This window comes from Thermotoga petrophila RKU-1, assembly GCF_000016785.1.
GTDB lineage: Bacteria > Thermotogota > Thermotogae > Thermotogales > Thermotogaceae > Thermotoga > Thermotoga petrophila.
Window position 1 is genome coordinate 600,758 of sequence record NC_009486.1, and the last position, 22,510, is coordinate 623,267.

The window sequence follows — 22,510 nt, forward strand, 5'->3', positions numbered from 1 at the left end:
TTCCGAATACATTATAGTTTGAAAATGTTTTCATTTCAATGTTCAGTGAAGACGTCGATCCAGGGTTTTTCAAATGAAAAAGCGGTGTAGAAGATTATGGAGATGATGAAAAGTACAACTATCACTGTTTTGAAATCTGTTCCGAGAGAATTTCTTTCCAGATTTCTCTCGAAAATTTCCGACAGGATCGCAGCAAGGAAGGTTACCACAAAAGCCCAGGAAAGATCCACAGCAAGCGATTCGATGTGTCCAAAGAACACAGGAAGCATGTACCAGATGAGCACTATGAACCAGGGAAGAAGAACTGTTGATAGGATACGAGGATACCAGAACCCGTGTTTTTTCTTTGCGAAGAAATACTCGATGATATTCGTGAAAAAGTACGCCCAGAAGCCGATCTTGAGATGTTCAAAGACAGACTCGTCAACTCCACAGATGGGCTTTAAGAATTCCCAGCCGGAGAGTTCGTAGCCAAAGTGAAGAACAGCGTAGATACCCAGAAAGATCAAAGCCTTCCAGAGCATCATCACACCCCCTATACGAAGCTTGTACAAATTCTAACACCAGAACAAAAAAGGGCGGAAATCCGCCCTTGAACACACTACTGTTGGTAAAACTCTCACTCTTTCAGAAGGATCAAGACATCGAGCGGTTGCAGTCTTGCCTTTTTTTCATACAAATTTCCTTTGATCAGATCCCTGAACGTTCCTTCCGGCAAGTCAACGATCTGCGGTTCATGAGAGTGATTGAAGAGAAAGTAGAAGGTCTTCTCTCCTTTGACTTTCTTTATCACCTCTACACCATCTGGCGGTGTGATCTCTGCTCTGAGATTGTGTTCTCTCTCTATGAACTTCACAAGATCCCATACAAGATCGAAAGACGCGGAAGAACCTACGTAGTAAACCCATCCACCACCGTATCTGTTTCTCAACACGGCAGGTTCGTTCATGTAATAGTCCCTTCCAAATCTTCCGAGCACTTCCGCTGTGGTGGTTTTTATGTAGTCAAACACCAAACTACACTCGTACCTTTTGCCAAACATCAAGATTTCGTTTTTCTCCTCAGGTGGCAAAGCATCTATTTCTTCCACATAGCCCCCCATAAGATCGCGAAGATAACCTGGATAACCTCCCAGAACAACCTGATCGTCTTCATCGACAATACCGCTCATTGTTGTGAGGATCAAGATTCCTCCGTTCGAGACGTAATCTTTCAGCTTCCGTGCAAGTTCTTCGTCCACCATGTAAAGCGCCGGAGCAACGATGATCCTGTATCCCTCAAAATTCTGATCTTTACCAACAACATCGACTCCAAGGCCGGTTTTCACAAGTGCCTTGAAATACTTTTCTGCTTCGTTCAGGTACTTGAAGTCTATGTTCGGTGTCAGAGTGTCTTCCATCGCCCACCAGCTTTCCCAGTCGAAAAGAAGAGCAGTCTGTGAGACAACCCTTGTGTCGAGAATATCCGATAAGGACTTTATCTCTTCTCCCACTCTTTTCACTTCTTGAAAGACCCTTGTGTTCGGACTGTCGACATGCGTGATAACAGCCCCGTGGAATTTTTCTACTCCTCCCTTTGATTGTCTCAGCTGAAAGAACATGAGAGTCTCTGCACCGTGAGCGAGAGCGTGATAACTCCAGAGCCTCATCTCTCCTGGTCTTTTCTGGGGATTGTACCATCTCCAGCACGCCTGCGAAGGAGACTGTTCCATTAGGACGAAGGGTTTTCCTTCTTTCAAACCGCGTATCAGAGAGTGTCTCAAAGAAATCACGGAGAAATCTTCTTTGTAACCGGGATAGTTGTCCCATGCTGCAACGTCCATATGATTCGCCCATTCGAAATAGTTCCACTCCTTGAAAGTTGCCGCAATCAGATTCGTGGTGACGGGTATGTCTGGAGTGTGTTTCTTTATTGCCCTGTATTCCTCCAGGAAACACTCGAGCATACTCTGTGTCATGAAGCGTCTGTAATCCAGATAAAGTTCCGGAAGAACAGATTGATACCTGTCCTTTCTCCAGAAGAGAACACTTCTCGTTGTTGGAACAGGAATCTCTTCCCAGGCGGTGAAGGTCTGGGACCAGAAACGCGTGTTCCATCTTCTGTTCAATTCATCGAGTGTGCCGTACTTTTCCTTCAACCAATTCTGAAACTTCCCCCTGCAGATATCACAGTAGCAGTAGTTCAAATATTCGTTGTTCACGTGCCAAAGAACGAGAGCAGGGTGATCCTTGAAATGTTCTGCGAGTTTCTCTGCGATGTTTCTTGCAAAATATCTGTACTTCTCACTGTTGGGACAAAAGTTCTGTCTGCCTCCCTTCTCTCGCTTTACACCGTTCACGTCTGTGAGAAGGATTTCAGGGTATTTCTGCGTCATCCAGTGAGGGGGAGCGGATGTGGGAGTTGCAAGACAGACATAGATACCTTCTTTGTACAGACGATCCATCACTTTTTCGAAGAACGAAAAATCGTAAGTGTTCTCGTCTGGTTGGATAAGACTCCATGAGAAAACCCCGAGGGTGACCACGTTGATACCTGCTTCTTTGAACATCCTGATATCTCTTTCGAACGTTTCCTCGTCCCACTGTTCCGGGTAGTAGTCTCCTCCGTACCAGATCACAGGAAGTTTCGGATTTACCACCCACGTTCACCTCCAAAAAACCCCGGCGATCGCCGGGGCTTTCTCATTTCTGTTCTATGTAGAATTGTATCGGCATGGCGTTCCATGGACTGAAGAACGGCGTTGCCGTCACCAGTTCCTCCGGTACGTTCTTGAAGTTGTTCTTAACGATGGCAGGAGATATATCTTCGCCCACTGTTCCTATCATCCAGAGATTTTCCCTGTGGATCTTCGTTACTTCTTTCATGAGTTCCTTGATCTTTTCAGGATCGGAAGTGTTTTGAATCTCCTTCCATACGTCGAGTAGCTTTTCGAGAGTCTCCTTTATACCCTCGGGTGGAACGATCGCATCTTCCTGCTGTAGATATTCCTTCAGAGATTCTTCTCCTTCAAGGTAAGAACCAGCCCAATCAGCCCAGCCAATGTACCACGCGGAAGCGTACTCCGTGCTTCCAGGAATGATCCACAGGGGATCCACAAGGGGCTGACTTGCCCTGTCCATCACCCAAGCCTGTGCATCGAAATCGTGTGCACTGAGCCTCGAATCATAGAGTGACCTTTCGAGGTTTTCGATTTCGACCCACACACCTATCTGTTTCCAGTATTCTTTCACCATCGTCCAGACATCAACGTGGGTCTGACCAGTGACCTGTACGGTGAATCTCAGAGGTTTTCCATTGGGAAGAAGTCTGTACTCGTGCTTGCTGTTCCACTTCAGTCCCATTTCGTCGAGGAGTTTGTTTGCTCTGTCTGGATCATACTCCACATACGCCTTCTCCCATTCGGGATCGTAGTACGGAGATCCACTCACGAACGAGGCTTGCCTTGGTTCTGCGAGTCCGTTGAAGAGAATCTCGTTGATCTCCTCTCTGTTGATAGCAAGTGAAAGCGCCTGTCTGAATCTCACATCCCTGAAAACTTCTCCGAGTACAGGATCTGGTGGATCGGAGATGTTCAGCATCACCATGCTCACGGATCCATTGTCGGTTTTCCATCTCAAAACCTTGTAACCACCGCTCTTGGCGTTTTCGAGAAGAAGCGGCAAAACACCCGGGCCGGGTCCCAGAAGACCAATGTGCCTCCACTGCATATCGATTTCTCCGGAGATTGCTTTCAACATGATAACCTCACTACTTTGAACGTATTCGTGTCTGATCCTATCGATGTAAGGCAGTTGATTCCCTTCGATGTCAACCGCCCAGAAGTATGGATTTCTCTCGAGTATGTAGAACTGTTCTGTTGGATCTGTGATGGGTTTCCAGGGTGTCAAAACGGGCAGATCAAGACTTTCGAGAAAATCACTTTTGTCATTGAAAAGATCTACCCATGTGTTGTGAACACCCTCAACCATTTTCTTTTCGATCTCTTCCATAGGGGTGTAATTTGGGTGGAATTGCTTCAAGAAATGTTTGGGAGAGCCTGTGAATCCTCTGTTCGCCACCTGAAGCAGAAACAGAGCGTACGGTTGTTTGAACACGAATTTCACCGTGTAGGGATCAGGAGCTTCCACCCTGTCGAGAAGTCTGTACCAGGCGGGTTTCGCAGGGGTGAGTTCATCGTTCCCCAGTATATCGTCGACCCAGAAAAGGATATCTTCGGAAGTGTAGGGATGACCATCGGACCACTTCATGCCTTCTCTGAGATGAAAGACATATACTTTTCCATTTTCAAGTATGTCCCAGCTTTTCGCTACTCCCGGTACAAACTTCTCTCCGTTCTTGTCCCAGAACACAAGACTCGCTTGGTTGATCCTGGGAATACCCCACCTGTCAGAAGGCCCTTTCCAGACTCTCCTCCAGGTGCCACCGTACTGTCCTACACTTTCCTCAGGAACTACAACAAGAGGTTCCTTTGGAAGCCTCTGCTCGACCGGTGGGAGCTTTCCTTGTTTCACAAGTTCGGCAAGCATGGGTGCCTCGTTGAACTTTTCAATCTTTTTACCCGTGGCTTTGTAGTAGTCTTCAGGTGTTGCGTAGACACTCCAGGAAAGACCAATCACAATGAACAATGAGACCAGCAGAAAAACAAAGACTTTCCTCATGAACACACCCCCTTTGATGAATGTTTTTATTTTTTCCTCTAAAGAACTTTCTTCGTTATTATACTACCACCACTGTACAAAGAGAACCAAACACGAAAAAATCCGATTTTCTGGAATTATTCACAACTATCGATAAATATCGATTTTTAGCGTCAATTTTCTCACCTGAAACTGTATTTCCTAATTTGAAAAAGCATTCAGGAAAGACTCTCGACGTTAATCTTCTATAATTCGCTGGTATCTGGTTTCAGAGGAATTATTCAAACTCTGCGTGAAAACAGTTTCATGATAATCTTAGTTCAAAAGGAGGTGGGCCAAGATGCGTTTCACAGAAGGGCTGTGGAGATTGAGAGAAGGGGTACAGCTGTTCAAACCAGAACAGGTGTACGAATACTCCTGCGATGGAAAAAGATTGATCCTTCGATCGCCGTTTCAGAGGGTGGAGCACCGGGGACAGACGCTTCAGGGTCCGGTCTTCGAGATCGAGATCTCCTCTCCGTTTGAAAACGTAATAAGAATTCGGTTCAGACATTTCAAGGGAGTACTCGAAAAGTCACCGTACTACGAAATCCACCAGGATGAAAGCTTCACACCGGATATCAAAGAAACAGAAGGAAGTTTTATCTTCACCTCAGGAAAGGTAAAAGCGATCATAAGGAAGAATCCTCTCAAGATGGAATTCTTCTACGAAGATCGTTTCCTCACGAAATCGGATCTGGGATACGCCGTGGCACCAGAAGGGAGGTTCTGTCTTGAAAGACTTCATCTGAGTGTGGGAGAGATGATCTACGGTCTCGGAGAAAGATTCTCACCTTTCGTCAAAAACGGTCAGAGAGTTGTCATGTGGAACGAGGACGCCGGAACGATCTCCGATATGACCTACAAGAACATCCCGTTCTATGTGAGCAGCAGAAAGTACGGTGTCTTCGTGAACGATCCTGGAAAGGTGGACTTCGAAATTGCAACAGAACATGTGGAAAAGGTGCAGTTCAGTGTGAAAGGAGAGACTCTGGACTATTTCATCATCGCTGGAAAAGATCTGAAAGAAGTTCTGGAACGCTACACACTTCTCACAGGACGGCCAGAACTTCCTCCTGGCTGGAGCTTTGGACTCTGGCTCACCACATCCTTCACCACACAGTACGATGAGAGAACTGTGATGGAGTTCGTGGATGGCATGAGAGAACGTGACATACCCCTTCATGTCTTTCACTTCGACTGCTTCTGGATGAAGGAGTTTCACTGGGTGGATCTTGAGTGGAACAGGGAGAACTTCCCCGACCCTGAAGGGTTGTTGAAACGCCTCAAAGAGAAGGGACTGAAGGTGTGCGTCTGGATAAACCCCTATGTCTCTCAGTTTTCGAGTCTCTTTGACGAGGGAAAAGAAAAGGGCTATTTCCTGAAAAAACCAGACGGAGATGTCTGGCAGACGGACGACTGGCAACCAGGAATGGCGATCATCGATTTCACGAATCCAGAAGCCAGAAAGTGGTTCGCTTCAAAACTGGAAAGATTGATAGATATGGGGGTTGACTGTTTCAAGACGGACTTTGGAGAGAGAATCCCCACAGATGTGGTCTATTACGACGGATCCGATCCTGAGAAAATGCACAACTACTACACCTATCTGTACAACAAAACCGTCTTTGAAACTCTGGAGAGAAAACTCGGAAAGAGAAACGCTGTCGTCTTCGCGCGGTCTGCAACGGCAGGGAGTCAGAAATTCCCGGTCCACTGGGGAGGAGATTGTCTGGCTTCCTATGAGTCCATGGCGGAAACCCTGAGAGGGGGTCTTTCTCTCGCACTGTGCGGTTTCGGTTTCTGGAGTCACGACATCGGAGGATTCGAGGACATCACAACACCGGATCTGTACAAGAGATGGGTGGCATTCGGTCTTCTGTCATCTCACAGCAGGCTCCACGGAAATTCGATGTACAAGGTTCCCTGGAACTTCGATGAAGAAGCGGTGGAGGTGCTCAGATTTTTCACGAAACTGAAGTGCAAGCTCATGCCCTATATATTCGCCAGCGCAGTCGAAGTACATGAGAGGGGAATCCCTGTCACGAGACCCATGATTTTTGAGTTTCCAGACGATCCCACCTGTCTCTATCTGGACAGACAGTACATGCTGGGAGAATCACTCCTTGTCGCTCCGATCTTCAGCGAGACGGGAGAGGTAACCTACTACCTTCCAGAGGGAGTCTGGACTCACTTTCTCACCGGTGAGAGGATAGAAGGAGGAAGATGGAGAACAGAAAAATACGACTACTTCGGGCTTCCACTCTTTGTGAGACCAAACTCCGTAATTCCAGCAGGGTCCGTCGATGACAGGCCGGATTACGATTACGCAGACGGTGTCACATTGAACGTTTTTGAAATTTCAAACAAAACAGCGCATGTTTACAACACACGGGACGAGGTGGAATTGAGTGTGAAAGTAGAGAGAAGAGAAAACGAGATACACGTTGAGGTCCTGAAGGACTCCGGAAAACCATGGAAGCTGCTGTTCTGGAACGAAAGGCTTGAAGCTGTGGAAGGCGCTGAGACAAGAGAACTAGAAAAAGGAACAGAGGTGGTTCTCAGCTTCCAGAGAGCGATTTTAAAGACAAAATGAGGGCGCTTCTGCGCCCTCATTTCATAAGCACAAAATCGATACCGGCTATTTCACAGAAGGTTTTGATCTCCTCCACGTAGTCTCCGTAGACGCCGTGGATGTGGTTGGAGGAATATTTGGTCAGGAATTCGTCTATAGGTGTCTCCATCTTCAAAAACGCGTGCGGCCAGTTGTTCTGTATGCTGTCTGCTATCTCGTAGTTTTTCTCCTCCCCAAAGTCCACGAACTCTCCAGGAACGACTGTGAATCTGTACCTTCCATCTTCCCTCGTGAGTCTTCCAAGTGTCACTTTTCCGGGTGCTGCTATGTGTTTTACCGCTGCACCACCTGCGGGGAAGTAGAACGTCTGTGGATAGAACTCCACTTTCTTCATGTTCTCGTCGGGATCGAACGATCTGGCTGCAAAGTACGTTGCGTGGTTTCCTGAGTTGCACAGATCCAGTACATCGTACTCCTCCACGTAGTGTCTCACGTCCGCAAAGAGCACGGGTGTCTTTGCGATCAACTTGAATATCTGCATCGTGAGCGCTCCATCGGAATCTGCCTCTGTTGCACACACGATCGGTTCGTGTTCTCCTTCCCAGTCGTAAGGATCATTCAGGAACGCCTCTGTCACATCCATCGTCACGAAGTGTTCTGTGAGTTCAAGCTGGCCTTTTATTCCCACAAAGTCCAGCTCCATCTCCTCCACGATCTCTCTCACCGCGTGGTAGCTCTTTATCTGGAGTTCAAGCTTTTCGGGTGTGAGGTACTTCCCATCGTAGTGAAACGCTTTTGCTTTCTCTTCAATCCAGAGCCTTCCTTTCCTTGCGCGCTCGTCCGGTATCAGCTGGCTTCTTCGAACGATTTCGAACTGGTCTATATGCTCCACATCGACACCGAAAATCTTGTTCCACAGATCCACGTTAGGAACGGCGGTGTACATACCCATCGATCTTCCACCGAACACACCGTATCTCTGACCCCTGAGTTTTTTGTATGTGCTTCCCGCTCTGATGAATGCCATCACTTTCCTGAGAACTTTCTCGTCTTTTATGCTGCCCCACATCCTGTAGTGCTTCGTTCCGTCCTGTTCCAGAGCCCCCGCCGCAGAAAGCATCGCAACCATACCAGGATACTGCGGGTTTATGTTGGAAAAGAGCAAAAACGGTCCCGGTGCAAATTTACTCGCAAGGACTGTGAAATGAGGAAACGCCCAAACTGCGTAGTTGAAGATGGTAACTTCCGCTCCCTCTTCTGCAAGTCTTTTTGCCTCTTTTTTCGCTATTGAGGGCTTCCACACGATTTCTTTTGCCCTGATTACCTCCACTTCTCCTGTTTCTTCCAGAGTTTTCGCTATCTCATCTTCGAACTTTTTCACAATTCCCTCAAGTTCCTTGTGCACGTACTCTCTTCCATCGGAAAAACTGATGAGTCCCACCCTGTATTTTTGCTTCATTCTTCCACCGCCTCCAGCACGAGCGTTATACTGTCTGTTTCAAGGAGCTTTTTGAGTACTGTGATTTCCAGGTTCTTCCCCACATTTTTGAAGCTCAATCTCTCCCCCGTCAGGAAATGTCTCACTGTCCCTGCTGATAGATTGAGATCCTCAATTACAATTTTTTCTCCGGTCGGGATGCCAAGAAAGATGGCAAAGATTCTGTTACATTTTCTGGTGAACCTGATCTCTGTTCCATCCTCAGTCTTCGCACAGCACCTTTCCCAGACAGAAGTACCGTAGATGGCATCTCCGTACTTTCTCAGCCATTCACCAAGGCCCAGGAGTCTTTCTTTTTGCAGATCCGAAATCGTTCCGTCGCCCTTTGGGCCAACGTTCAAAAGGAGATTTCCTCCCTTGCTCACAACGTCCACGAGTGTGTAGACGAGCTGTTCAACAGAGAGCATGTGTTCCGGTCCCTCGTTCTGGTTGTATCCGAAGGAGAGTCCTATTCCCCTTGTGAACTCCCATTTGTAGCCCGGCAGATCCCCCGGATAGTTCACATGGTATTCGGCCGTTTTGAAATCCCAGTGCGGCAGTCCCCACCTGTCGTTCACAGCACCCTCTGAATGTTTGTTGTAGTAGTAAGTGAAGAGATACTTCAGGTCTTCCTTTCCTTTATCCGGCCAGCCCATGTCGTTCCAGAGAACGTCGGGAAGGTACAGATCCACAAGTTCCATGACCTGTTTGTAGGCGTAATCCGCGTACTCGTAGGTGTTCGGCCTGATGTAGGAGAGATCCTCAGGATACCTTATCGGCTCGGTCGTGAAGCGCCAGTCCAGACCTCCTGAGTAGTACACTCCAAATCTCAATCCGGCTTCTCTCACAGCTTTTGCGAGCTCTCCTATGAGGTCTCTCTTCGGTCCTCTCTTCACGGAGTTGAAATCTGTGTATTTCGTCCCCCACAGACAGAATCCATCGTGGTGTTTCGTTGTCGGTATCACGTACTTCGCTCCTGCTTTTTTGAAGAGGTCTGCCCACTCGTGTGGATCCCACTTCTCTGCGGTGAAAAGATCTGCAAACTTCTCGTACTCGAAATCTTCCTCATAGGTCTTCACGTGGTATTTCCAGGTGGGACTCTCCTTGATCCTGAGGGAATTTTCGTACCACTCAGCGTACGGATTCTGAAAAAACCACACATCCATCGGTACTTTGCCGAGTTCTCCGGTGGGCGTCGCCCATCCCGGAACAGAGTAAATCCCCCAGTGAATGAAGATCCCAAACTTCGCTTCGTCGAACCATTTTGGTACTGTGTGTTCCCTCAGAGATTCCCATGTAGGTTTGTAACGATGATTCACTGTGTATCCCCCTCTTACAAATTGAGCCTCTGAACAACTTCCTCATAACTCAAATCATCGTGTATGATAGATTTCAGGGCTGCCATGACTTCTTCCATGTTTTCTCTCTGCCATACGTTTTTTCCAAACATCACTCCTTTTGCGCCTGACCTCACTGATTCCTGAACTACCTTCAGAACCTGCTTTGGATCGTCTGACTTTGGTCCTCCAAGCACAAAAACGGGAACACGAAGTCTATGGATTATCCGAGAGAGACGTTCTTCTCCCAAGAACTGAATCTTCAAAATATCCACTCCTATCTCCACAGCTATTCTCACAGCAGATTCTATGAGATCAAGATCGTTTCTCTCTGAAACATTCTCCCCCTGCAAGACCGGTTCGACCACCAATGGCATGTCCCAGTGCTCACATTCTTCAACGGCCTTTGATATCACTTGAACAACTTCGGCCTGTGTACTCTTTTCTAACCCCAATGGGAATAGAATCTTCACAGCATCCACGCAGGGGTATTTTTCCCTCTGAACAAATGATCTGTCAATCTCGCTACGCCAGGATTCAAAAGAACTCCATCCATACCACAGGATATTGCTCTCTCTAAAGTTTTCATAGGATCCTCCAGTCCCTCTACGTTCCCAAACATCAAGCCATGATCTAAAGCAACAATAAGAGATCTATTAGACTTCGGATTCAAAAGCCTCGAAAACCTCACTGCCTTTCCACCATACATCCAACTCACTCCTTATTTTAGAACCCATAGATTTTGCTTCTAAGCTTTAAATACTCGAGGTATTTCCTTTGGAAGTAATCGCTCTCACCCGGATAGAAATATTCATATTCAAAGTTCTGAGAAGTTTCTTTGAAAAACTCTTCCCAATTCTCTTGGCCCGTTTTTGCGATTTTAGCTATCATGGCAGCACCAAGAGCGACACTTTCATGAACAGAGAAGACTTTCACGACTCTGCCAAAGACACTCGCTTTTACCTTCAACCACTCTCTTAGCTGACTCCCTCCACCTGTTGCCACAACCTCATAATCTTTCAATCCCAGCTTCTCGAATTCGTTAAGACAGTTTTTCATCTCGAAAGCGATCGATTCAAGAGCAGCAGAGATGATAACATCCCGATCATCCGTGTCTTTCAAGTTGAAAAACGCTCCACTGATCTCTTCCCTGTCGAATGTACCACGAAGGTAGGGGAAGAAAAAGGCTGTATTTTTTTGATAATTAAACATCCTGAAAATGGAATAATCTTCCTTGAAAATTTTGCTGAGAAGCCAGTCTATACAGAATCCACCCGTGGGAAGACCTGTGAGAAGATAGTACTTACCAGGGATACAGTGGAAACCGGCTTGGAACACCTTTGGAACCTTCTTCAGGTATCTCTCTAAAGTTTCTCTGCTGACTGTCCAGAGCATAGCCTCCGTCGTGCCAGAGGAATCCATCAACTTGGTTTCATCGTGAACACCAACGGCATAGGAAGCCGTTATATGGTCCTGACCAGCTGTTGTTACAATCACCTCTTCGGGAAAACCGATCTCTTTGGAAATTTCCTCCCTTATCTTTCCTCGTGGAACTCCACTATCTACAACTTCGGGAAGGTGCTCTTTTGGAATGCCAGATGCCTCTACTAATTCATCGTCCCATTCTCCCGTGAGTATGTTCATCAACAACGTTCTTGAGGAGTGTACCCTGTCCATCGCAACGTTTCCTGTCAACAAAAAAGCTATCAAACTTGTCACATCGAGCCACTTGTAAACTCTTTGGCTCAATTCTTCACTTCTTTTGTAGAACTTTTTCATTTTGAACACAGAGTATATCCACGAAGGCCATAACCCTGTTTTTTTGAATATCACAATCGGTGGTACTTTTTCCAAAAACTCTCTGTATTCTCCCAGAACGTTTTTGTTGTACCACATCATTCCGCCCCGAAGTACTTCTCCATCATTCGATACTGGAAACACCGTCTCTCCGAGGGAAGAAACACCAATGGCTTCTATCTTCTTTTTTATCTCCTTTGGAATCGACTTGAGAGAACCCAGAATCTCCGCAAAGAGTTTCTTTGATGACAGAAAATCGCCTTCTTCACTGGAAATCACCGGTGTTCTGAATTTTTTCAAAAACACTACTTTGAAACTATCATTGAACACCAGAACTTTCGTGTTGGTCGTCCCCACATCTATACCGCAATACACAAAAATCCCTCACTTACCGAGAAAAAATCCCCTTCATCAACGCTTTGCTGTGAGACGATAGGTAATCCTTCACCCCTTCAAGATCCAGACGATCGGTGACAAGTTTTTCGAAGGGAAACTCTCCAGATTCTATGATCTTCACCGCTTCTTTCATTGTGAAGGGATTCAGGTAAGATCCGAGTATTTTCATCTCCTTTCGATATATTTCGAACGGTGAGATATCAACCATCTTGTCTTTGGAGATGACACTGAACTGAAGGAGTGTTCCACCTTTTCCTACGTGATCGAAACACGTTTTAAATCCCTCTGCCGTTCCGGAGCACTCGACAACAAGATCGTACTCACCTTTCGGTTCGTCCACTTTCAATCCAAAATTTTGTACAACGTATTCCGCGCGTTTCTCGTCCTTCTCTGCAAGGACTATCTCTGCACCCGGAAAAATTTTCTTGAAGATCAGACCAAAAATCACACCTATACTACCTGCTCCGACTACGAGGATTCTGTCGTAGAATCCATGTTTCACCATCTTCACTCCTTCGAGAACACAGGAAAGCGGTTCTGCGAAAACGGCTCTCTCTGCGGGTACATTTCTCACAGGATAAACCTGTGAGTTCTCCACGAGCACGTATTCCGCAAATCCTCCTGGTTCTGTCACGCCCGTTGCCTGAAGGTTTTCACAGAACTGAGACATACCTTTTCTACAGTAGTCACACTTCCCACAGGATCTGTTGGGATCGATCACAACCATCTGCCCCTTTTCGAAAACACCCGATCTTTCAACGACGCCGACGATCTCATGCCCTGGAACAACTGGATAGTTGGCGTTGGTGCCTCCTGAGAATATCTTGTAGTCGGTTCCACAGATACCGCACGCGAGTACTTTCACGAGGGTCTGATCTTCACCGGGAACGGGTATCTCTTTCTCCACAACACTCGCAACACCGGGTTTTTCTATCAAAAGTACTTTCATATTCTAACCTCCTCACCAGACGGTGTAGCCTCCGTCTATCACAAGATCGTGCCCTGTCATGTAATCTGAGGCGGGACTTGCAAGGAAGATAGCAGCTCCTATCAGATCGTCCACCTCTCCCAGTCTTCCAAGAGGGATCATGTCGAGCCAGAGGGGAACAAGATCTTTCACGTTTGGAGATTCTATGAGAGGTGTTCTGATGTATCCGGGGCTTATGCTGTTCACCCTGATTCCGTACGGGGCCCACTCGGCGGCCAGAGATCTGGTGAGATGGATCACACCCGCTTTCGAAGCGTTGTAAGCTGTCTGCTTCTGAGGTTTGTTCACGATGTGTCCGGACATGGACGCGATGTTTATGATCTTTCCGTATTTTCTTTCCTTCATAGCGTGGAACTCCGCTTTTGCGGAAAGAAACACCCCAACCAGATTCACATCTATTACCTTTTTCCATCGTTCAACAGGGTAGTTCTCAGCTTCGCACCAGTCCCCTATCCCCGCGTTGTTGACTCCTATGTCGAGTCTTCCCCATCTGTCCAGCGCCTTTTTGACTGCTCCAAAACAATCCTCTTCTTTCGTTACATCTCCAACATAGAAATCTGCTTCACCACCTTTTTCTTTTATCTCTTCGACCGTTCTTCTAGCTGTTTCTTCGTTTATGTCCATGATCAAAACAGCTGCACCCACCGCTGCCAGCGCCTGAGCAAGGGCCTTCCCGATTCCTTGCCCCCCACCTGTCACCATAGCAACCCTTCTTTTCAAAGAGAAAAGCTTTTCAAGAATATTCACAACGATCCCTCCCGGAAAAATAACAGTTCAACACAATATTAACACACTTCGCCTTGAAGTATAATGAAGATGAAATAGAAAATCGTTTTCCGGCGGAGGTGTATTCTTGTGAATGTTCTCTGCACCGGTGAAATCCTCATTGATTTCATCTCAGAGGACAAAGGAAAGAACCTTTCACAGAGTGAGCTCTTCAGAAAAAAAGCGGGAGGTTCTCCTCTGAACGTCGCCGTTGCTCTCAAAAGACTGGGAAGAGAAGTTTCCTTTCTCGGAAAACTTGGAGGAGACCAGTTCTCCGAGTTCCTACTTGAGGTGATGAAAAAAGAAGGCATAGACACAACACACATCATCTTCGATTCTTCTTGTAAGACTACCCTCGCTTTTGTGGCAAGAGACGCTCAGGGAAATCCGGATTTCGTCTTCTTCAGAGAAAAACCAGCCGATACGAATCTGAGACCGGAAGAAGTGAACATCAACCCCGCACAATTTTCTTTCCTTCACATCGGCTCGTACTCCCTCGCTATTGAACCATCAAGAAGTGCTTATCTGAAAGCGATGGAAGCGTTTTTGAAGGAAGGGAAGCCCGTCTCTTACGATCCGAACGTGAGACCCTCACTGATAGAAGACAGAAACACCTTCGTGAAGGACTTTCTCGAGATCTCTTCGAAGGTAGATATCGTAAAACTCAGCGACAAGGATCTGGAATACATCTTCCAGGAAGATTTAGAAACGGCCGTTGACAAAATTCCGATCAAGGAAAACGGCCTGCTTTTTGTGACCATGGGAGAAAGGGGATGTCTTGTGAAGTTCAAAGGAGAAAAACGTATGGTTCCTTCTTTCAAAGTAAAACCTGTGGATGCCACGGGGTGCGGAGACTCGTTCACAGCCGCTGTGATACACAAGTATCTGGAGAAAACACCTGAAACGATCGAAGACGCTGTCGAGATAGGAAAGTTCGCCAACGCCGTCGCCGCTATCGTTATCACAAGAGTAGGCGGTGTAGATGCTATGCCGGTGTTAGATGAAGTTGAAATGTTTCTATCAAATCAGGAACGTTGAGTTAACTTCTTATCAACCAAAGACTAACAGAGATTTTCAAAAACTCCTATCGAGCTCTTAAAGAAAATAAGAGAGAATAGCTTCTGGGAGGTGAAACGATGAAGATCTTTCTGGACACAGCAAACTTAGAAGAGATCAAAAAAGGTGTTGAATGGGGTATCGTGGATGGAGTAACGACGAATCCAACACTGATTTCAAAGGAAGGAGCAGAGTTCAAACAGAGAGTGAAAGAGATCTGCGATCTGGTGAAAGGTCCCGTTTCTGCGGAGGTTGTGTCTCTCGACTACGAAGGCATGGTGAGAGAGGCGAGAGAACTTGCCCAGCTCAGTGAATACGTGGTGATCAAGATACCCATGACACCCGATGGGATCAGAGCGGTGAAGACACTCTCTGCCGAAGGCATCAAGACGAACGTGACTCTGGTGTTCAGCCCAGCACAGGCCATCCTCGCCGCCAAAGCGGGCGCAACCTACGTGAGTCCCTTCATCGGAAGGATGGACGACCTCTCGAACGATGGGATGAGAATGCTCGGCGAAATAGTCGAGATCTACGACAACTACGGATTCGAGACGGAGATCATCGCCGCAAGCATCAGACATCCAATGCACGTGGTGGAGGCAGCCCTCATGGGTGTAGACATCGTGACGATGCCCTTTGCTGTGCTTGAAAAGCTCTTCAAACACCCGATGACAGATCTCGGTATAGAGCGTTTCATGAACGACTGGAAGAAGTACCTGGAGAACCTGAAGAAATAAAAAGCCCGCTTCCTGCGGGCTTTTTTCATGCAAGCCACATGTTGTCTATGTGAACGACCACCTTGTTTCCTTCGTATCCGAGGATCTTTCTCAAATCGGAAGATTTGTGACCCGCTATTTTCTCCAGATCCGAAGACGAGTAATTCACGATTCCTCGACCGACGAGTTCTCCTTCTTCGTTCACTATCTCCACCACATCTCCCACATCGAACGTTCCTTCCACACCTGTGACACCAACAGGCAGAAGGCTATTACCGCTTTTGAGTGCCTCTTCAGCTCCTTTGTTTACGTATATCTTTCCTGCAGGTTCTGAGAGAAAGGCAATCCAGGCTTTTTTTGCTTTCAAGCGTCCTTGTGGTTCAAAAACAGTACCGACAGGTTCTCCCTTCACAAACCTTGTGAGGTTTGAAACGTCGTTTCCGCTGCATATGGTCGCTTTCACACCGCATCTTGAAGCCATCAACGCAGATTCTATCTTGGATCTGATACCACCAGTTCCCCAGCTGCTCTTTCCCATATCTTTCAGTTTCACCGACTCGTCAAATCTTTCGACAAGGTTTCCGTTCTCATCGATGACTCCATCCACCGTTGTGAAAAGCACAAGGAAGTCCGCATCCCAGGCTATCGAGAACATGGCAGCGAGCGTGTCGTTGTCACCGAGTGTGATTTCTTCTGTTGCAACTGTGTCGTTTTCGTTCACGATGGGAACAACGTCGAACTCCGAGAGTCCGATCAGCGTGTTTCTGAGGTTCAGGTACCTTTTTCTGTTGGAAAAAGTGTCCCTTGTGAGCAGGATCTGGGCGATTTTGATGCCATAGAAATCGAAGGCGTTTTCGTACACCTTCATGAGCTGGACCTGTCCCACAGCGCAGAGAGCCTGTTTTATGTGAAGGTCCTGTGTTCTCTTTCCTTTTCCAAGATAAGTAAAGCCCGCAGCGCGGGCCCCAGATGTGATGATGGAAATTTCGTGCCCTTGACTTTTCAAACGTGCAACCTCGCGACAGAGTTCTGCGATGTAAGACTTTCTCAAGCCAGAACTTCCCACAAGCAGGTTGCTTCCAACCTTTACAACGACTTTCATAATCATTCCCTCACATGATAATTTCCAAGAACGACGAATTTGTACGTGGTGAGCTCTCTGAGTCCCACAGGACCTCTTGCGTGGAATCTCTGAGTGCTGATTCCGATCTCGGCACCGAATCCGAACTGTCCACCGTCTGTGAACCTGGTCGAAGCGTTCACGTAAACGGCTGCGGCATCGATTTCTGAAACGAACTTTTTAGCGTTCGAATAGTTTTCAGTCAGAATCGATTCGGAATGTCCTGTGGAATATTTCTTTATATGCTCAATTGCCTCATCCACATCTCTGACCACTTTGATGGCGATGATGAGATCCAGATACTCGGTGGGCCAGTCCTCTTCAGTAGCCGGTACCACGTCCGGCACGATTTCTCTGGTCTTTTCACAGCCTCTCACTTCGACGCCGTGTTTTCTCAGCTCCTCCACGATCACAGGAAGAAACTCCTTCGCTATCTTCTCATGAACGAGCAGTTTCTCTGCAGCGTTACAGGTACCAGGCCTTTGTGTCTTCGCGTTTATTATGACCGGAACAGCCTTCTTCAGATCGGCGCTCTCGTCAACGAAGATGTGACAGTTTCCAACACCTGTTTCGAGCACCGGAACGGTCGCGTTGTCACGCACAAAGCTGATGAGGCCGTATCCACCACGTGGGATGACGAGGGAGAGATATTCTCTGAGCCGTATCATTTCAAGAACGAGGGATCTGTCAGTGTTTTCGATGAATTCGACGGAACTTTCCGGAACCTCTGTTTCTCTGAGCGCCTCCTTTATGGCCAAAACTATCGCTTTGTTCGAGTTCAGAGCGTCGGATCCGCCCCTGAGAAGTATGGTGTTACCGCTCTTCAGGGCCAAGATCGTGGTCTCCACAGTGACGTTCGGTCTGGATTCGTAAATGATCCCTATCGGACCGATGGGAACCCTTACCCTTGCAATTCTGAGTCCATCCTCCCTCACCCAAGAATCGATCACTTCTCCAACCGGATCTTTCAATCCGATTACCGTTTCGCACGCTTTTATCATCTCATCTATTCTTTTATCGTTCAGAGCGAGTCTATCAACGAGGGACTCCTTCACACCCCGTTCGCGGGCCTTTTCCACATCGATTTTGTTCGCTTCGAGGATTTCTTTTCTCTTCTCGTCGAGTTTCTCGGCTATTTTCTTTATCGCCTTGTTCTTTTCCCTCGTTGTTGCGTTCCTCAGAACATCCCAAGCTTCCCGTACTTTCTTCGCCTTCTCGAGGAGTTCATCCACAATCCTCACCCCCTAAACTCTTGGGAAGGAACCGTGCTTTTTCAGATAGTTCACTATACCGTCTTCTTTCAGTATCTCGAGGAGAAACTTCGGAATCGGAGTGAATCTGTATTCTTTTCCTGTTGTGAGGTTCTTCAAAACACCGTTTTCGAGATCTATCTCAAGTTCGTCTCCCTGGTTGATCTCGTCGACTTCCTTGAGCTCTATGACTGGAAGTCCCACATTGATGGCGTTTCGGTAGAAGATCCTTGCGAAAGACTTCGCCACGATACAGGAAACACCAGCGATCTTTATGATACGCGCAGCGTGCTCTCTGGAAGAACCAAGTCCGAAGTTCTTGCCAGCCACGATGATGTCACCTTTCTGCACCTTCTTCGCGAAATCCTCCATGGCATCTTCCAAGACGTGTTTTGCGAGCTCCTCAAGATTGTTCCTCAGATGAAAATACCTTCCAGGTGCTATATGGTCAGTCGATATATTGTCACCGAATTTCCAGACTCTTCCCCTTATCATGCTTCACCCTCCTTCAAATGAATCTTCTTGGATCTGTGATGTATCCGGTTACCGCGGTGGCTGCCGCCGTTGCAGGAGAAGCAAGGTATATCTCCGCATTGGGATTCCCCATCCTTCCCTTGAAGTTTCTGTTCTGCGTGGAAAGTACCCTCTCTCCGTCTCCAAGAACACCCATGTGGATTCCAACACATGGGCCGCAACCTGGTGGTATAACTGCCGCTCCGAGTTCAACAAATTTCTTGATTATTCCCTTTTCAAGGGCGTCCATGTAGACCTTCCTTGAAGCGGGGCCGACGATCAGCCTCACATCCGGGTGCTTTCCGTGTTTCTCAAGAATTTTCAAAGCGATCTCAAGATCCTGAAGTCTTCCGTTCGTACAGGTTCCTATGAACACTTGATCTATCTTTATCTTTTCCTTTTCAACCTCGCTCACCTTTCTCACGTTGTCCACATAGTGAGGCAAAGAGACGAGTGGTTCGAGTGTGTCGGCATCTATCTCTATCTCTGTCTCGTAAACCGCGTCTGGATCTGCTTTCAACTCTCTGAAGTCCTCCTCTCTTCCCATCTTTTTCAGGAACTCTCTGGTCTTCTCATCAGAAGGCATGAGACCTGCTTTCGCTCCCACTTCCACCGCCATGTTGGAAATGGTGAGTCTGTCCTCCACATTCATATTTTCGATACAGCTTCCATGGAACTCCAACGCTTTGTAAGTTGCGCCGTCGCTTCCCAGAATTCTCGCGATCTCGAGAATGATGTCTTTCGCGTAAACTCCATCCTGTAACTTCCCGTTCACCACAACCTTGATCGTCTCAGGTACTTTGAACCAGTTCTGTCCAAGCCCGAAGATGATCGCAACATCTGTGGACCCCATTCCCGTTCCGAAAGCACCGAGCCCACCGGCAGTGCAGGTGTGCGAATCCGCACCTGCTACCAGATCGCCGGGTTTCACGTATTTTTCCGCGAGGATCTGGTGGGATATCCCGTCTCCCGCATCGAAAACCTTGACTCCCATCTCTTTTCCAAATTCTCTCATCATCTTCTGCGAATTCGAAAGCTCTTTCCTCGGGCTCGGAGAAGCGTGATCGATGAAGAGGAAGGCCTTCGGGACCTTCACTTCTTTGAAGCCGAGTTCTCTGAATTCGTTTATCATCAGGGGGCCTGTTCCATCCTGGGCCATGGCTATATCCACTCTCGCGAGTACGATTTCTCCGGCTTTCACGTCTCTTCCAGTATGTTCAGAAAAGATCTTTTCTGCGAGTGTCTTACCCATTCTCATCCCTCCGCTCGATAGGAATGTATTCGACATCCATAGGACCCACGTACTCACTAGTTGGTCTGATCAGCTTGTTGTCGCTCACGTATTCGATCACATGAGCGGTCCATCCGACAACGCGAGCAGTTGCAAACAGGGCAGTGAACATGTTCCTTGGAAAACCGAGCTCTTCGAAGAGAACGCTCGAATACAGATCCACATTCGGGTATATGTTTTTGATCTTGTTAGAAACGATGTATTCTTCCAGCTTGCTGGCGATTCTGAACAGTTTGCTATCTGGAAAGTGTTCCTGAAGAACTCTCTTCAAAAACACCGCTCTCGGATCGTAAGTTTTGTAAACTCGATGCCCGAATCCCATGATCTTTCTTTTCTCTTTCAGACACTTTTGAACGAACTCTTCCACCCTGTCTTCACTTCCGATCTCTTCTAGCATGGGCGGAACCTTTTCACTCGCACCACCGTGGAGAGGACCCTTGAGCGCACCGAGAGCCCCTACAATACAGGAATAAAGATCGGAGAGCGTGGAAGCTATCACAAGCGCGGCAAAGGTGGAAGCGTTTATATCTTGCTCCATGAGAAGAATGAACGCAGATTCCAGAAGACGGATCTTTTCGTTTCTCTCTCCGAACATCATGTAGTAGAAGTTCTCAACGTGTGATAAGTCTTTTCTTGGCTTTATCAGTTCTTTTCCTTTAGAGTATCTGTAGTAATACGCCAGTATTGTGGGAAAGACGCTGGCAACCCTGATGGCTTTTTCTCTGAGATCCTCATCGTTCCCATCCATGGAACCGTGAATGGAAAGGAATATCTTCAAAACATCAATGTAATGAAGGTCTTTCGGAAGATGGTAAAGAATTTCAAGGGCTTCATCAGGAAGCTCTCTGTAATCTGCCATTTTCCTTTTGAATTCTTCAAGCTCACTCTTTGTGGGAAGCTTTCCGTACCAGAGAAAGTAGGCCGTTTCTTCGAAAGTCGATTTTTCCGCGAGTTCCTCAACCGGTATTCCTCGGTAGTAGAGTCTTCCGTTGATGCCGTCCAGATAGCATATCGAACTTTCACATATTTTGACGCCTTCCAGTCCCTTTTGTATCAAAATAACACCTCCGTGTTGTATAACTATACACTGGAACGATTAAAAATGAAGGAGGGCTTTGGGAAATTTTACCATACAAACTTGAAGGTAAAGTTAAACAGTACTGCATGGCACAGGCTGGCATTTTAATGCTTTTCGTTTTGAAAAAGATTTAACACTTTCGCAGAAAAATTGGTAGAATATGTTTTGAAGACATTAAGCAAGGGGAGGGGTTGAAGTGGCTGAAAGATTGGGGATACTCGTTGGTGGAGGGCCGGCACCTGGAATCAACAGTGTGATAAGTTCTGTTACCATCGAAGCTATAAACAACGGACTCGAAGTGATCGGAATATACGATGGATTCAAACACCTCGTAGAGGGAAAAACGAATATGGTGAAAAAACTTTCCATCGAAGATGTCTCCAGAATCCACATCGAAGGTGGATCCATTCTCAGAACCTCGAGGGTGAATCCTGCCAAATCCGAAGAAACCCTCGAGAAGACAGTTCAGACTCTCAAAAAGCTCGGGATAAAGTATCTTGTTACTATCGGCGGGGACGACACCGCGTTCTCCGCGAGCAAAGTGTGTGAAAGATCGAAGGGCGAAATAAAGGTGGTCCACGTTCCAAAGACTATAGACAACGATCTCCCTCTTCCGGAGAACATGCCCACGTTCGGTTTCGAAACAGCTCGTCACGTAGCCACAGAGCTCGTCTACAATCTCATGCAAGACTCAAGAACAACGAACAGATGGTACTTTGTGGCCATGATGGGAAGGGAAGCCGGGCACCTCGCACTCGGCGTTGGAAAAGCAGCGAGTGCAACGATCACGATCATTCCTGAAGAGTTCAAAGAGGGAGTGACGCTCGAAGAAGTGTGCGACGTTCTCGATGGGGCGATTCTCAAGAGAAAACTCATGGGAAGAGACGATGGAGTAGCAATAATAGGTGAAGGTATCGCAGAAAAGATGGATCCTGAGGAACTTGCCAACACTCCCGGTGTGATAGTCGAAAAAGACCCACACGGACACCTGAGACTTGCAGAAATCCCGCTCGCCACCATTCTGAAACGGGCGATCGAGAGGAGATACGCTGAAAGAGGTGAAAGAATCCACATCGTCGATGTCACAATAGGATACGAACTCAGAAGCGCACGTCCCATACCCTTCGACATAGTATACACCAGGACACTCGGTTACGGTGCTGTGAGATTTCTCCTTGGAGACTATTCCGATCTCCCTGGCGGGATGGTGTGCGTGGTTGGTGGCAGAATCAAGATTCTTCCCTTCGACGCTTTCATGGATCCAAAGACCGGAAGGACAAAGGTGAGAGTGGTGGATGTTCGATCGGAAGATTACAGAGTAGCAAGAAAATACATGATAAGGCTGGAAAAGAAAGATCTCGAAGATCCCGAAACTCTCGAAAAACTAGCAAAGCTCGCAAAGATGGAACCTGAAGAATTCAAAAAGAAATACTGGCACACGACAGAGCTTCCATAAAACTTTTATGAGCCCCATC

At 47.2% G+C, this 22,510-nt stretch carries 19 protein-coding genes; 4 read left to right on the top strand and 15 right to left on the bottom strand.

The genetic code is table 11. From position 1 onward, the window contains the following. Nucleotides 1–35: 35 nt before the first annotated feature. From TPET_RS03075 to TPET_RS03085, 3 genes are all read right to left on the bottom strand, one after another. A complete protein-coding gene (locus TPET_RS03075) occupies nucleotides 36–524 on the bottom strand; it encodes a DUF6512 family protein (protein WP_011943218.1) in 489 nt (162 codons plus the stop codon). A gap of 95 nt (nucleotides 525–619) precedes the next feature. Further along, complete coding sequence (locus tag TPET_RS03080; RefSeq protein ID WP_011943219.1) at nucleotides 620–2,638, bottom strand: beta-galactosidase; 2,019 nt, start codon at nucleotides 2,636–2,638, stop codon at nucleotides 620–622. 43 nt (nucleotides 2,639–2,681) lie between these two features. Continuing rightward, a complete protein-coding gene (locus TPET_RS03085) occupies nucleotides 2,682–4,658 on the bottom strand; it encodes an ABC transporter substrate-binding protein (RefSeq protein ID WP_011943220.1) in 1,977 nt (658 codons plus the stop codon). Nucleotides 4,659–4,977: 319 nt separating this feature from the next. Here TPET_RS03085 and yicI point away from each other — a divergent pair, with 319 nt between their 5' ends. Next, entirely contained in the window at nucleotides 4,978–7,272 is a 2,295-nt protein-coding gene (gene yicI, locus TPET_RS03090) for an alpha-xylosidase (protein WP_011943221.1), read from the top strand. Between the two features lie 16 nt (nucleotides 7,273–7,288). Here yicI and TPET_RS03095 read toward each other — a convergent pair whose 3' ends face one another. Genes TPET_RS03095 through TPET_RS03120 form a run of 7 tightly spaced genes read right to left on the bottom strand, consistent with a single transcriptional unit; the run spans nucleotide 7,289 to nucleotide 13,993 of the window. Continuing rightward, nucleotides 7,289–8,710 (bottom strand): L-fucose/L-arabinose isomerase family protein, encoded by a 1,422-nt coding sequence (locus TPET_RS03095; protein WP_011943222.1) that lies wholly within the window; start codon nucleotides 8,708–8,710, stop codon nucleotides 7,289–7,291. Further along, nucleotides 8,707–10,047 carry an alpha-L-fucosidase gene (locus tag TPET_RS03100; protein WP_011943223.1) on the bottom strand — a complete coding sequence of 447 codons (1,341 nt, stop codon included), beginning with the start codon at nucleotides 10,045–10,047 and terminating at the stop codon, nucleotides 8,707–8,709. Before TPET_RS03100 ends, TPET_RS03095 begins: the two co-directional genes overlap by 4 nt. A gap of 14 nt (nucleotides 10,048–10,061) precedes the next feature. Then, the gene (locus tag TPET_RS03105) at nucleotides 10,062–10,547 is read right to left on the bottom strand and encodes a class I fructose-bisphosphate aldolase (RefSeq protein ID WP_337998346.1); all 486 of its coding nucleotides are present in this window, start codon (nucleotides 10,545–10,547) and stop codon (nucleotides 10,062–10,064) included. Beyond that, on the bottom strand, nucleotides 10,535–10,774 hold the full coding sequence (locus TPET_RS09585) for a beta/alpha barrel domain-containing protein (RefSeq protein ID WP_238374315.1): 240 nt from the start codon (nucleotides 10,772–10,774) through the stop codon (nucleotides 10,535–10,537). The genes TPET_RS03105 and TPET_RS09585 overlap by 13 nt, the downstream gene beginning before the upstream one ends. Nucleotides 10,775–10,791: 17 nt before the next feature. Beyond that, nucleotides 10,792–12,237 (bottom strand): FGGY-family carbohydrate kinase, encoded by a 1,446-nt coding sequence (locus tag TPET_RS03110; RefSeq protein WP_011943224.1) that lies wholly within the window; start codon nucleotides 12,235–12,237, stop codon nucleotides 10,792–10,794. A gap of 13 nt (nucleotides 12,238–12,250) precedes the next feature. After that, complete coding sequence (locus TPET_RS03115; protein WP_011943225.1) at nucleotides 12,251–13,207, bottom strand: mannitol dehydrogenase; 957 nt, start codon at nucleotides 13,205–13,207, stop codon at nucleotides 12,251–12,253. Between the two features lie 12 nt (nucleotides 13,208–13,219). Then, complete coding sequence (locus TPET_RS03120; protein ID WP_011943226.1) at nucleotides 13,220–13,993, bottom strand: SDR family NAD(P)-dependent oxidoreductase; 774 nt, start codon at nucleotides 13,991–13,993, stop codon at nucleotides 13,220–13,222. A gap of 108 nt (nucleotides 13,994–14,101) precedes the next feature. On the opposite strand from TPET_RS03120, the gene TPET_RS03125 reads away from it, so the two are divergent. Continuing rightward, nucleotides 14,102–15,049 carry a carbohydrate kinase family protein gene (locus TPET_RS03125; protein ID WP_011943227.1) on the top strand — a complete coding sequence of 316 codons (948 nt, stop codon included), beginning with the start codon at nucleotides 14,102–14,104 and terminating at the stop codon, nucleotides 15,047–15,049. Between the two features lie 98 nt (nucleotides 15,050–15,147). Next, a complete protein-coding gene (gene fsa / locus TPET_RS03130; protein WP_011943228.1) occupies nucleotides 15,148–15,804 on the top strand; it encodes a fructose-6-phosphate aldolase in 657 nt (218 codons plus the stop codon). 25 nt (nucleotides 15,805–15,829) lie between these two features. Here fsa and proB read toward each other — a convergent pair whose 3' ends face one another. Genes proB through TPET_RS03155 form a run of 5 tightly spaced genes read right to left on the bottom strand, consistent with a single transcriptional unit; the run spans nucleotide 15,830 to nucleotide 21,014 of the window. Then, a complete protein-coding gene (gene proB / locus TPET_RS03135) occupies nucleotides 15,830–16,885 on the bottom strand; it encodes a glutamate 5-kinase (RefSeq protein WP_011943229.1) in 1,056 nt (351 codons plus the stop codon). Nucleotides 16,886–16,887: 2 nt separating this feature from the next. Beyond that, nucleotides 16,888–18,135 (bottom strand): glutamate-5-semialdehyde dehydrogenase, encoded by a 1,248-nt coding sequence (locus TPET_RS03140; protein WP_011943230.1) that lies wholly within the window; start codon nucleotides 18,133–18,135, stop codon nucleotides 16,888–16,890. A gap of 12 nt (nucleotides 18,136–18,147) precedes the next feature. Further along, a complete protein-coding gene (locus tag TPET_RS03145; protein WP_011943231.1) occupies nucleotides 18,148–18,648 on the bottom strand; it encodes a 3-isopropylmalate dehydratase small subunit in 501 nt (166 codons plus the stop codon). 13 nt (nucleotides 18,649–18,661) lie between these two features. Continuing rightward, a complete protein-coding gene (locus tag TPET_RS03150; protein ID WP_011943232.1) occupies nucleotides 18,662–19,918 on the bottom strand; it encodes a 3-isopropylmalate dehydratase large subunit in 1,257 nt (418 codons plus the stop codon). Next, nucleotides 19,911–21,014 carry a citrate synthase/methylcitrate synthase gene (locus tag TPET_RS03155; protein WP_011943233.1) on the bottom strand — a complete coding sequence of 368 codons (1,104 nt, stop codon included), beginning with the start codon at nucleotides 21,012–21,014 and terminating at the stop codon, nucleotides 19,911–19,913. The genes TPET_RS03150 and TPET_RS03155 overlap by 8 nt, the downstream gene beginning before the upstream one ends. A gap of 217 nt (nucleotides 21,015–21,231) precedes the next feature. Here TPET_RS03155 and pfp point away from each other — a divergent pair, with 217 nt between their 5' ends. Next, nucleotides 21,232–22,491, top strand: a complete 1,260-nt coding sequence (gene pfp, locus TPET_RS03160) for a diphosphate--fructose-6-phosphate 1-phosphotransferase (protein WP_011943234.1) — start codon at nucleotides 21,232–21,234, stop codon at nucleotides 22,489–22,491. Nucleotides 22,492–22,510 lie beyond the last annotated feature (19 nt).

Excerpts from the sequence above, each read along its gene's own strand:
- TPET_RS03150 (WP_011943232.1), bottom strand. The coding sequence starts at position 19,918 with ATGGGTAAGACACTCGCAGAAAAGATCTTTTCTGAACATACTGGAAGA.
- proB (WP_011943229.1), bottom strand. The coding sequence starts at position 16,885 with ATGAAAGTCGTTGTAAAGGTTGGAAGCAACCTGCTTGTGGGAAGTTCT.
- yicI (WP_011943221.1), top strand. The coding sequence starts at position 4,978 with ATGCGTTTCACAGAAGGGCTGTGGAGATTGAGAGAAGGGGTACAGCTG.
- TPET_RS03075 (WP_011943218.1), bottom strand. The coding sequence starts at position 524 with ATGCTCTGGAAGGCTTTGATCTTTCTGGGTATCTACGCTGTTCTTCAC.
- TPET_RS03145 (WP_011943231.1), bottom strand. The coding sequence starts at position 18,648 with ATGATAAGGGGAAGAGTCTGGAAATTCGGTGACAATATATCGACTGAC.
- TPET_RS03095 (WP_011943222.1), bottom strand. The coding sequence starts at position 8,710 with ATGAAGCAAAAATACAGGGTGGGACTCATCAGTTTTTCCGATGGAAGA.
- TPET_RS09585 (WP_238374315.1), bottom strand. The coding sequence starts at position 10,774 with ATGTATGGTGGAAAGGCAGTGAGGTTTTCGAGGCTTTTGAATCCGAAG.
- fsa (WP_011943228.1), top strand. The coding sequence starts at position 15,148 with ATGAAGATCTTTCTGGACACAGCAAACTTAGAAGAGATCAAAAAAGGT.
- TPET_RS03115 (WP_011943225.1), bottom strand. The coding sequence starts at position 13,207 with ATGAAAGTACTTTTGATAGAAAAACCCGGTGTTGCGAGTGTTGTGGAG.
- TPET_RS03085 (WP_011943220.1), bottom strand. The coding sequence starts at position 4,658 with ATGAGGAAAGTCTTTGTTTTTCTGCTGGTCTCATTGTTCATTGTGATT.